Consider the following 11,595-nt stretch of genomic DNA (forward strand, 5'->3'; position numbering starts at 1 on the left):
GCTATTGAAGTCTAATCGGTACTGTATCTTTTTGCCATGCTCACCATAGACCGTACCTGGGTAGTAGGTATAAAGGAAAAGAAGCCGCTGACTTCCGTCCGCTCTTCTTTCTGCCCTTGTGACATGCCCGGAGCCATTGAAATCCAATTGGTACTGTATTTTTTTGCCATGCTCCCCGTAGACTGTCCCTGGGTAGTAGGTATAGCGGGACAGAATGCGCTGACTGCCCTCACTCCTTCTCTCTCCGGTTGTTATAAAACCTGAAATATTCAAGTTATATGTAAATTGAATATTGTATGAAGCATTTTCTGGAGTACTCCCTGGATAGAACTCCTGTATTTTCACTAGCGATCCGTTTGAAGATACTTCAGCAAATTTGATATGTCCGAGGTTATCTAAGTAATAAACGGTATCCCCATTACGTACCATTTCTTTTTCCGTAGGAACGTTTCCTGCTGACTTCTCTTCAACCGAAGTAGATTCCAGTTTGGCATCTTCAATTTCGGTAGCTAGGGACTGCTGCACTTTGTCAGCAGGATTCTCTTTAGTCGCAGACTTTTCTTCCGCTTCAGAACTGTTTATTTCCTCAGTATCATTTAAACTATTATTATGTAAAGATTGTGTTTCAGAGGCATCCCCCGAGTTTTCGGAAACATAGTGGTCCTCTTCTATTTCCCTAGAAGATTCATCCTTTTCTACTGGCTCCTCGGTAGAGGTTTCATCTTCCCAAATCAACAATTCTTCATTTTGTTCTATTTTCTCCACATTCTGTTCAACCTGCTCCTCAGCAAAATTGTCGGTTCCTTCCGCATGAACAACTAGACTTAGAGGTGATGCAACCATAATGATGCTTAAGATAGATGCATTTAACCTTTTCCCCATCTTTTCTCCTTTCCTGAATAAAATAATAATTTGATACTATTAAATATTATAACTAATATTTTTTGGAAGAGAATCAAAAATTTGGCAGGACTTTGGTATATCTATTTGATTTATCTCTTTTATATAGGAAACTAGAATCTGTTTTCTTTGTCCGATATAGAGAAGGACATAAACTGATGCAACTAAATGCCTAATTATTTCTATACCCAAAACGAGACCTATCTGTTATTCTAAAAGTTGAATTGCAAAATTTGTAAAACCATGGGGGGGTTATGCGATGAGAGCGAAGAAAACAAAAAAAAGAAAATGGCTCCGTATTACGGGTATTATCGCTTTACTGATATTTATTGCTGTCGGCGCTTATGTGTTTAATGTTTATAGATCTTTGACAAGTGCAGTGGATACGATGCATCAGCCAATTGAACGGGAGTCACGCCCAATCACTTTTAAAGACAGGGAACCATTTACTGTTCTGATGCTTGGTGTCGATGAGAGAGAAGGTGACAAGGGGCGGTCTGATACTCTTATCGCCATGACGGTAAATCCCGAGAAAAACTCCGTAAAAATGCTTAGTATTCCGCGTGACACTCGTACGGAAATCATAGGCCGCGGTGCAGAAGATAAAATCAACCATGCCTATGCCTTTGGAGGGGTAGAGATGTCCATGGATACGGTGGAAAACTTCCTCGACATCCCAATTGACTACTACTTAAAAGTCAATATGGAGGGCTTTAAAGATATTGTTGATGCAGTTGGTGGAATTACAGTGAATAATGACCTTGCATTTAAGGAAGGAAAATATGAGTTTGCCCAAGGCAGCATCAATCTGAATGGTGAACAAGCTCTTGCATATGTCCGCATGAGAAAACAGGATCCACAAGGTGACTTTGGACGCCAGAAGCGTCAACGCCAAGTTATCCAGGGGGTAATCAACAAAGGCACAAATATTGGTTCCCTAACCAAGTTTGATGACATGTTTGCAGCACTTGGAAACAATGTAAAGACGAATGTTACATTTGACGAGTTAATTGATATCCAACGCAACTATAAAGATGCGGCCAAGAACATCGAGCAAATGAAACTTGAAGGGACTGGTACGACAATTGGCGGCATATACTACTTGCAGGTTTCAGCCGAGGAACAGCAAAGGATGCAGAATGAGTTGAAAAATCATCTTGGCATTCAATAAAAAGAAAGCAACCAGATTTGGTTGCTTTTTTTCTTACTTATTCAACTAACAATCCTAAAATGGAAAAGGGCGGCGCTTTTTATTTAAAATACTCCACCAACCMATTATAAATCCCCTGGACAGCCTTTTTCTGGCCGGCTGCAGTTCCAACAAGGCTTTCTTCCGTCGGGTTGGACAGGAAGCCGAGTTCGACCAGGGCGGCAGGACGCTGGTTATAGCGGATGACTTGGTAGTTTCCGTACCTGGTTCCGCGGTCCCTTAGCTGAGTGGATTTAATCAGGTTGCTCTGGATGGAACGGGCCATAGCATTGTCTTTTGCATAATTGTAGTAGAATGTTTCGATTCCTGAGCAGACTCCTGAGCAGGAATTATAATGGACGCTTATGAAGGCATCCGCGTTTGATTGATTGCTGATGGCGACCCTTTGGGTAAGGGAGATAAAGATGTCGCTGCTGCGCGTATAGATGACMTTTGCCCCAGCGTTTTGCAGGAGTCTCCCCAGTTCGAGTGAGGCGCTCAGGTTCAATCTTTTTTCCACATACAGCCTGCCGACCGCGCCGGTATCGCTGCCTCCGTGGCCTGGATCGACCACGATGGTTTTGCCTTTCAGCGGAGAGCTTGGAGCGGGTCCTACAAGCCAGCCGGCCACCCATCCGGTTACGCCATCGGCTCTTCTCGCCTTGACCCAGCCGTTTGATTCACCAATTTTAGTCAGCAGGGTTCCCGCTTTTTCAACCGAGATCGAGCTGTAGCTGGTCCCTGGCCCAGTACGGAAGTTGCTGTTTTCCAGCAATACGACCTGGGTGGTTGCGGTTGTGGTTGTGGTTGCGGTTGCGGTTGTGGTTGCAGCCGTGGTGACGGTTGGAGCCGGGGCGGCTGGTTTATTGGATATATAATCGCCGTGTACCCATCCCGTAATTTTTTTAGACGGGATGTAGACTTTCAGCCAGCTTCCATTCTTGTCCTGAACGGTAACCACAGTGTCCTTGCCTATTTGGGTGAGTATTCCTGCGGTAGAGCTAGGTGCGCTCCTGACGTTCAGATTTGTGCCGGTAACGTAGCCTGTCCAAGTGGAAGGCTTTGAATCAGCGGTAGCTACTGCCTGAGTCTGCTTGGAAATATAGTCCGCATGTACCCATCCGGTTACTTTTTTAGACGGGATGTACACCTTCAGCCAGCTTCCGTCCTTCCCCTGGACGGTTACGGCTGTGCCTTTGCCAAGCTGTGTCAAGATTCCTGCTGTGGCGCTTGGTGCTTTCCTGACATTAAGGTTCGTGCCTGTGACATATCCGGTCCAGGTGACATTTGTCAAAAATTGCGATGATACCCAGCCATACTTTTGCCCAAAGGCGATTTTTGACCATCCTTGTCGGTTCTCGTAGACGGTGACGACTTGGCCTTTCTTCAGTTTCCCTATGATGGCATAGCTTGTGCCTGCGTTGGAACGGACATTCAGAGTGTCCACAGTGACCTTTCCCTGATAGGTATAGGCCGCCTCCGCCCTATGGCCATCAATCGAAACAAACAGAGTGAAAATAACCAGGAAACAGATGATCCGAGATACAAATGATGCAGCTTTCACTTTTCCCCACCTTTTTTTGTCTAAAATTGTCTTTTTTTAGTAGACTATCCTACTATAAACCATAATCGGAAGGAGAAAGAGGGATAAAAGTCCTATAAATGGATGTTTAGAGTTGTCCAAATTGTGGTAAATAATTAAGTTGGTTGACGATTGATATGGAAAAGGCAGGGGCTCCGTATTTCGGGCCCCTGCCTGCGGTGGAGTTGTTATGCTCTGCCTCGTTTATGGGTGATAGCGGTTTTGTTATGTTCGGTTTTCACCCAGGTGTGCTGCTGCTTCCACTTGATCAGCCCGACAAGCTGGGCATAGATGAAGGTATAAGCGTAATAAAAGACGGAAATTCCCATCCTGATTGGTTTGAATTCCATTTTCGTGTCGACTTTTATCGCATAGTACATGCAAATCAGGAACTGGTAGATGAACATGGCCAGGGCCAGGATGCTTCCTCCTGCAATCAGGAAGAGAAGCCTTTCTCCTCCTTCTGTGAGCAGCTGGAAGTTCTGGGTCAGCAGTCCGTAAAGGGCGGTTCCAAGGAGGCCGATCAGGACGATGCTGAGCTGTACGGCGCGGGCCATCCCGAACAGGTACACCAGCTGGTCGAGGATCTTGAGCTTCCCTTTTTCGGTGAACAGCTTTTTCAGCATTGGCTTCAGGTTGGTAAAGGCGACGTACCAGTGACCTTGGGACCAGCGTATTCGCTGTTTGATGCTGATTTTAAAATTGTCGGGCTTTTCATCATAGACGCGCACAAAATGGTTCCAGAGCACGCGGCCGTTGTCCTTGACGATTTCCATTTCCAGCTCAAGGTCTTCAGTGAGCGAGTGGAACCGGAAGCCGCCATGCTTCATCAGGTAATCGAGCCGGACGATGAAGCCTGTGCCGCCAATCGCGTTTGGCAGGCCAAGGCGGTATTTGGCCAGCTGGAAAAATCGGTTGGTGATATAGTAGCTCATCGCATAGCCGAGCGACAGGCTGCTGGATGAGTTCTTGGAATCCAGATAGCTTTGGATGGCCTCGGGCTTGCCCTTGCCGATGTACTGGGAATTCAGCTCGCTCAGGATATTGTGGTCGACATGGTTGTCGGCGTCGAGGATCATCAGGCAGTCGTACTGGTCTGTGAGCTTGTCGAAGCCCAGGTAACGGAGCGCATACTGTAGGCCGGCCGGTTTGCCGACCCCTTCCCTCGCGAACTTTTTCTCCCCGGTGTTGATGTACTTCATTCCTTTTTCTTCACAAATTTCCCCGGTGCGGTCGGTGCTGTTGTCGTTCACTACATAGATATCGTATAAATCTTTGTTATAGGTGATGTTTTGAAGGTTATCGATTGTGGAGCCGATGACCTTTTCCTCGTTATGGGCGGCGACAAGAATGAGGAAGCGGGTTTGGTCCGGTATCAGTTCATAGTCCCTTTTGGCTTTCCCAAATCCGTAGAAGGTCAGGAACACATAGTAAAAGAAGTTCATATTCACGTATAAAGTTAATAGAAAAAACAGGCCAAGCAGAACGGTCACTGCCGCCTGGGCGAGATCCGGCATAATGATTCCTCCTTTTCTGTCTTTTCCATTTTTAACTAAACGTGATGAAAGTATTCAAATGGCTGTGTTTTGATGCTTATATCCAGGGGGACAGGCACTCTTTAGTGCGGTGGTGCGTCCGGGGTCAGGCACCTTTTAGTGCTTTAAAGCAACTTCTTAGTATAAAGAGAACCATCCCAGGTAAGGAATGGTTCTCTTTGTATTTTCGGTTTGCTCCATGCGACCTTAATATCCGTTAGGATTATTCTCCTGCCATCTCCAGGAATCACGGCACATTTCCTCAATTCCTCTTTTGGCCTCCCACCCTAATTTGTTTTTCGCATTGGCTGGATCCGCATAGCAGATTCCTACATCTCCAGGTCTGCGATCGACGATCCGGTAAGGAACTTTTCTCCCTGAAGCACGCTCGAATGCTGAGACCATCTCAAGGACACTGTAGCCTGTTCCTGTGCCAAGATTATATGCCTCCACTCCCTTACTGGAAGTCACTTTTTCCAAGGCTTTTAAATGGCCAAGGGCCAAATCGACTACATGGATATAATCTCTTACACCTGTTCCATCTGTTGTGGGATAATCATTGCCGAATACTTGCAGTTCCTGCAGCCTGCCAACCGCCACCTGGGTAATAAAAGGCATAAGATTGTTCGGAATCCCGTTCGGATCCTCCCCGATTCTTCCGCTCTCATGCGCGCCAACCGGGTTGAAGTAACGCAATAAGGCAATGCTCCAGCTGTTGTCAGCAGTATACAAGTCTCTTAATATTTCTTCGATCATTAGTTTTGTCCTGCCATAAGGATTTGTAGCACCCAGCGGGAAATCCTCTGAAATAGGCACTTGATCTGGCATGCCGTATACAGTTGCAGATGAACTGAAGACCAGGTTTTTCACCCCATGCTTCATCATGGCCTCGCAAAGGATCAATGTTCCGGTGATATTGTTATGATAGTAATGCAGCGGAATGGAAACGGACTCGCCTACTGCCTTCAATCCCGCAAAATGGATGACAGCCTCAATTTGATGCTTTTCGAACACCTCTTCCACTTTAGGACGGTCCAGCAGATCCGCTTCGTGAAAATGGAGGTCCTTTCCTGTTATTTCTTTTACTCTGCGCAGGGACTCCGGTTTACTGTTAGAGTAATTATCAAGCACGACAACCTCATATCCGGCGTTCAATAGTTCTAGGCATGTGTGGCTGCCGATGTATCCCGCCCCGCCTGTAATCAATATAGCCATATTATCCTCCGTAAATTTAGTCATAATAGTATATGTTAATTTTAAAGCATTTTCGAGGGGAATTGAACCAGAGAAATGGAAATGGGTGCCCGTTTTGGATCCGAGGAGGACCAGCGGGGGTCAGGCACTCTGGAGTGCTTTAGTGTAAAAAACCGGCTGCCGTGGTGGGAGCCGGTTTTTACGTAAAGTCTTTGATTAGGAAGCAGTATTTGATTCGACTAGGTCCGCGATTAGGATGTAGCGGTCTGGCGCGTCACCGATGAAATTGAATGGGTAGCACGTGGTGACGGTCAGGGTAGCTCTTGGTTTAGGGACAATAACCGTCCTGTCATCTGCATCCACAATCCTTACCTTTTTGACCTTGTAGGTAAACTCCCCTGCAGAGGTTGTAACCACAAGAAGGTCTCCCTTCCCAACCTCTCCCAGTTTCCTGAATACGGTGTCCCTATGGCCGGACAAGACGGAATTATCCTTCTCACCTGGAAGAACACTTCCTGCAAAATGGCCCACTCCCTTTTCCAGTTCATCCTCATCCGTTCCATGGAATATAGGAAGTTCGGCGGAAATTTTAGGAATAGACAGAACTCCAAACTCTTCTCCTTGCTTTGGCCGGACAGGATATAATGGGATATACTCTTCCTCCGCTTTTACTTTATCTGGAGGAGCTGCTACAGCTTGCGTCCTGGGCTGCTCCTCTTTGGGAGTATGATTACTCAGCAAGGGGCGGACGTTTGCAAGGACTAACCATAAACCCGCTAAAATCAATCCTGCACTGAGGGCCAGTCTTAACGGGCGCTTTATTTTCATTAGCGGTGGGCGCTCCTTCTGCGCAAGAGGTAGAACCCTGCTCCTGCTAAAACAAATCCCATCAGGATGCCTTCGACATAATTGCCTGCTGTATTAGGCAGCTTTGCACCTTTAACCGTTTTAGGCTGTCCGTTTCCTGATTTGGAGGATTCAGCTTTTTTGCCAACCGTATCCTTTACTGCTTTAACAGGTGCCGTCACATCTTCAACCAAGTCGGAAGCAAATAAATCGGCCGTTATCAGAATATCAGCCAAGAACTCTCCCTGAAGATTATAAAGCTCAATAAGAAGGTCACGGCCCTCTGTGTCTTCAAGTCGAATCAATTCACTAGTTGTAATAGGAGTTTTTGAGTCTCCATCTACAAGGTAATACTTTGCATCCAATTTAAAGATTGCCATCATCTCTTCAAAAATGCTGACAAGTTCATTAAGCTGTGCTTCCGAAAGCTCGCTTGCGCTTTCAAACACGCCAATAGCATCGAGGCGCGCTTCAAGTTCTTCCATTTGGGCCTCGGTGTTCAAGTTAGGGTCTGAGAGATTTAAGTCGTCAAAATGAAGGAACAAACGTTCCATCTCTTCATCCGTTAACCCAATCATGGCAAAGATTTCATCAAGGCCTTCCAAGTCTTCCATATCTTCCATATCAAATTCAGGTTCATAATAGAAGAGAACTGTCTCATCCAAGGAATTGATATAAACGAATTGCTCTTCGATGGTTGTACCTTCTTCAAGTTCATCATTTTCGATTAAGAAATCTACCAGGTCTTGTTTGGTTTCGAAGCCATACTCTTCGATCAATTGCTGGAGGTTTTGGTCATTAATTTTATCACCCAGCGTCTCTCTCAATTCTTCATATGTTTCAAATTCTTCTAGACTAGAAAAATGGAAATAATCGAGATGGGATTCCAGATCTTCTAGTTCCCAGCCATTCTCGTCTAAAATCGGCTTAACATCAGCCTCTGATAAAGCGGCAAAACTGGATAAAGGAAATAGGACAACGGATAAGGCAAGGGATAGCACAACAGCCAAAAGTCGCTTCAATTTAGATAACCTCCGGTTAATAGTATTTAACAAACAAATTATAGCAGATTCCAACAAATAAGTGACAAATAAATTCCATATATTTAAAATTTCTACCATCCCATACCGAGACTTCCAATAAAGTATATTTAATCGTCTAAAAATAAAACCTTTGATAGTTTACACACAAAATAACGCCTAAATGTTTCGACAATATTCGGCGTTAATCCTCGATATATGACAGTTATGGTAAACTGTTGTTTTTTATTAGGAAAAGATTGAATCGCTACATTTAGTGGTATGTTTGCACAATTTGACCCAAGATAGGCAAAAAACGACCATTCATGAGGGGGATTGCAGTGGAACAGGATTGCTGAAGTCTTGTAAAAGCTGTATTCTGGCGGTTTTTGGGGACGAAAGTTGTAGATATTTTGTTTGTTTATCTCTTGAGAAAAGGCGGTATAGTCTAGTACATTGAGGTTTTCCCAGAATCATACAAATACCATAAAGAGGAGTGGTATCTATGAAAATTCGTGCCGGAAGCTGGATGATGTTGACTGAAGCAGACAAGCTGTTCATATTAAAAGCGGTCAGTGACCGCTCAACGAGGCTGGCAAAAGGTGCCTAAGCGTGATGACCCTCTGACGAAGGCAGTGAGTTTACAGTAATTCCTCATTGTCACTGCCTCCACACTTTCCCCTGTCTCCCCCATACATATCTGCGGCTGCGTTGTTGATTGGTTCCCCGCTGAACATGTGCAATGTGCTCCTGGCCTGACTCTTGTGGACTGCCTGTATAATCTTCTCTCCGCCTTCATATGAATCAATATAAGGTGAAACTTCATTCAGTGGGGGTTCCCTTTCCCCATTGAATGTTAGTTGAACCAATCGGGCATTTACTGGCATTTGATCCCCACTTTTCTAACCGGCTCTACCTGAAGTATTACAGTGGGGGTCCTACTGCCAGTTAATGCGGGATATATTGATTGAAAAGGTGATGGAATGCGGAGAAAGCGGGTCCCGGCTTTTATGTTTCCCTTTATGATTGTCCTGTTGGCAGGCTTGCTGCTAGCTGGCATCATTTCCTTGATATTCTCTTCGGAACGTGTGGCGAAAGGAGTGGTGGAGGAGTTTTATTCCCATGAAGCAGATGGGGATTTCGCTGATTCCTGGAAGCTGCTTCATCCATTCATGAAAGAACGGTTTTCAAAGTCGGCCTATGTGCAGGACCGCACGCATGTGTTCATCGGCCATTTTGGAGCAGAAACCTTCACATATACGATTGAAGACGGCGAAAAACTGGAAGGATGGAAAATGGAAAAAGGCCGCTCCCCATTCGAAACGGCCTACAAATACCATGTCTCCCAGCAATATAAAGGCAAATACGGCAAATTCAGCTTCCAGCAAGAAGTCTACGTCACCCAAAACGAAGAAGGCGAATGGCAAATCCTCTGGGACTATAACCAATGACAAGAGGGCTTCTTCACTGCACTAAAGGGTGCCTGACCCTCACTGCGGTAAAGCGTCAGTGCACTCGCTGGTGCCTGACCCCGGGTGCGGTGAAGCGGCACAGCAGCACTGTGCCGCTCCAAGTCCTTTTTACTGTAATGGCGGCTCCGAGGCAGCCGCTGGCGCTCCCTTTCTGATGAACAGGCGGTTCGATGCGGACAGAAGCAGCAGAAGAACGAGCGAGCAAAGAATGGAGACAGCAATCATGGTGCCGCCGTTCATGACCAGCGAGTACATTACTGGTGACATGCCCTCCGGCGCATACTCTCCCCAAAAGATAACCCCGGCAACGAAATGCCAGAAGTACCTGGCCAGACTGCCCACAAATACAGCCACAATGACCCAAAGGGCTGCCGCCTTCTTGTTACCCTGCTGGACGGCCTTTTGAACCACAGGGTAGAACAGGCCGGCAAAGCCAATAAACGCAAAAGCAATAAAATATTCAATCAGGAATTGAATAATCGTCAGGAAATAGATGTCCCCGGTGACCACCTGCAATAATCCCCAAATAAAGCCCGAAATGAAACTGATTTTGAAACCCCAGCGAAAAGCAATGATAAAGATGGGCACCATAGCAAATGAAATGGACAGCCCTGGCGCGATTTGAATGGCCGGCAGCAAATCCAGTACCAGCGCTATCGCCGCAAAAAACGCCGCTTCAATCATTGCGACTAAACGATTTCTTTGCATACAAAAATCTCCCCTTTAGAAGTAATAAGCAAACCTCAAGGGGAGACCATTCATACATATATAAAGAATGAACTCATATTAATCCACATCCCTGCGCTAGCATTATCTAACAGGTTCAAAGGGTCAGAACAGTCATAAGACCTTCTTTCTCAGCTTCAAGCTCCCCTTGTGGTTATGCTTTGTATTCATTTGTGACTATACATGCGATTATAACAAATATCTCAAAATAAGCAACAATCAAGGAACTTGGCAAACTTTCACACTTTAACGCGCCGGGGGTCAGGCACCCTTTAATGCTTTACCACTGGAATGTTATCGTGCAACGAGGTTGAGGTGTTTGACGGGGTTTCCGATGATGTCTTCCGGCCTTCCGGCTTTTAGAACTTTACCGTCCTGCATCACAACTACTCGGTCAGCCAGCGCTTTTGCATCCTCTTCATCGTGTGTGACAAAGATGGATGTCACTCCGGTTTGCTTCAGGATGAGCCTCAGCTCGTCACGAATCTTCACTTGAATGCTTTTATCCAGGTTGCTGAATGGCTCATCGAACATGATGAGTGCCGGTTTTGGCGCCAATGCCCTCGCCAGGGCAACACGCTGCTGCTGGCCTCCGCTGAGCTCATATGGATAACGCTTTTCGAAACCGGAAAGGCCGACCAGCTCAAGCACTTCGTTAAGACGCTGGTTTTTTTCACGGCGGCTCATTTTCGCAAGCCCGTATTTAATGTTCCCGGCAACGGTCATATGCGGGAACAGCGCATAATCCTGGAACACCATGCCCACTCCGCGATGCTCCGGCTTTACAAACTGACGGTCATCGGCCATCTTTTTCCCATCAATCACAATGGAGCCGCCCCGCGGGACCTCAAGGCCGGAAATCAGCCTTAGAATCGTGCTTTTACCGCATCCGCTGCTGCCTAAAATCGAGATGATTTCGCCTTGCTTTACTGACAGATCAAAATTTAGGATTGTCGGTTTTTTAGCATTCTTATATCGAAAACTTAATTCGTTAATTTCAATAAACATCAGCGTTCGGCTCCTTTTCTCGTGCTAGGTTAAAAGATGAACAAACCATCCTGCAAAAAAAAACGGGAAAGTCTATTTATATGAAAAATAAGTTAGTTGGTTTTCCTGATAACGTTTCTCAGTA

Annotated in this window: 11 protein-coding genes and 1 riboswitch; of the genes, 2 read left to right on the forward strand and 9 right to left on the reverse strand. The window is 45.8% G+C overall.

Features of this window, described 5'->3' with window-relative positions:
* Nucleotides 1-882, reverse strand: an 882-nt coding sequence (locus ADU22_RS24870) for a hypothetical protein (RefSeq protein ID WP_197280010.1), incomplete at its 3' end; no start/stop codon positions are given.
* 277 nt (nt 883-1,159) lie between these two features.
* Here ADU22_RS24870 and tagU point away from each other — a divergent pair.
* Nucleotides 1,160-2,071: a polyisoprenyl-teichoic acid--peptidoglycan teichoic acid transferase TagU gene (gene tagU / locus ADU22_RS01740; protein ID WP_053360613.1), complete on the forward strand. Its 912-nt coding sequence runs from the start codon at nt 1,160-1,162 to the stop codon at nt 2,069-2,071.
* 79 nt (nt 2,072-2,150) lie between these two features.
* On the opposite strand, the gene ADU22_RS01745 is transcribed toward tagU, so the two are convergent.
* The 6 genes from ADU22_RS01745 to ADU22_RS01770 all read right to left on the reverse strand — a co-directional run bounded on the left by ADU22_RS01745 (nt 2,151) and on the right by ADU22_RS01770 (nt 9,152).
* Nucleotides 2,151-3,653, reverse strand: a complete 1,503-nt coding sequence (locus ADU22_RS01745) for an N-acetylmuramoyl-L-alanine amidase family protein (protein ID WP_053360614.1) — start codon at nt 3,651-3,653, stop codon at nt 2,151-2,153.
* A gap of 206 nt (nt 3,654-3,859) precedes the next feature.
* Complete coding sequence (locus ADU22_RS01750) at nt 3,860-5,188, reverse strand: glycosyltransferase family 2 protein (protein ID WP_053360615.1); 1,329 nt, start codon at nt 5,186-5,188, stop codon at nt 3,860-3,862.
* A 225-nt stretch (nt 5,189-5,413) separates the two neighbouring features.
* Complete coding sequence (gene galE, locus ADU22_RS01755; RefSeq protein WP_053360616.1) at nt 5,414-6,421, reverse strand: UDP-glucose 4-epimerase GalE; 1,008 nt, start codon at nt 6,419-6,421, stop codon at nt 5,414-5,416.
* 195 nt (nt 6,422-6,616) lie between these two features.
* Complete coding sequence (srtD, locus tag ADU22_RS01760; protein ID WP_053360617.1) at nt 6,617-7,228, reverse strand: class D sortase, LPxTATN-specific; 612 nt, start codon at nt 7,226-7,228, stop codon at nt 6,617-6,619.
* Nucleotides 7,228-8,268: a processed acidic surface protein gene (locus ADU22_RS01765; protein WP_053360618.1), complete on the reverse strand. Its 1,041-nt coding sequence runs from the start codon at nt 8,266-8,268 to the stop codon at nt 7,228-7,230. Before ADU22_RS01765 ends, srtD begins: the two co-directional genes overlap by 1 nt.
* A gap of 638 nt (nt 8,269-8,906) precedes the next feature.
* Nucleotides 8,907-9,152, reverse strand: coding sequence for a hypothetical protein (locus ADU22_RS01770; protein ID WP_053360619.1), 246 nt, complete (start codon nt 9,150-9,152; stop codon nt 8,907-8,909).
* Nucleotides 9,153-9,248: 96 nt separating this feature from the next.
* Between ADU22_RS01770 and ADU22_RS01775 the strand changes: the two genes are divergently transcribed.
* Nucleotides 9,249-9,716, forward strand: coding sequence for a hypothetical protein (locus tag ADU22_RS01775; protein ID WP_053360620.1), 468 nt, complete (start codon nt 9,249-9,251; stop codon nt 9,714-9,716).
* A 129-nt stretch (nt 9,717-9,845) separates the two neighbouring features.
* On the opposite strand, the gene thiT is transcribed toward ADU22_RS01775, so the two are convergent.
* Together thiT and ADU22_RS01785 are read right to left on the reverse strand one after the other, a co-directional pair.
* Complete coding sequence (gene thiT, locus ADU22_RS01780; RefSeq protein ID WP_053360621.1) at nt 9,846-10,445, reverse strand: energy-coupled thiamine transporter ThiT; 600 nt, start codon at nt 10,443-10,445, stop codon at nt 9,846-9,848.
* 71 nt (nt 10,446-10,516) lie between these two features.
* Nucleotides 10,517-10,622, reverse strand: a riboswitch (TPP riboswitch).
* Nucleotides 10,623-10,757: 135 nt separating this feature from the next.
* Nucleotides 10,758-11,471 (reverse strand): ABC transporter ATP-binding protein, encoded by a 714-nt coding sequence (locus ADU22_RS01785; RefSeq protein WP_053360622.1) that lies wholly within the window; start codon nt 11,469-11,471, stop codon nt 10,758-10,760.
* Nucleotides 11,472-11,595: the final 124 nt, after the last annotated feature.

The sequence above is a fragment of the Bacillus sp. FJAT-27251 genome, from assembly GCF_001273925.1.
GTDB lineage: Bacteria > Bacillota > Bacilli > Bacillales > Cytobacillaceae > Mesobacillus_B.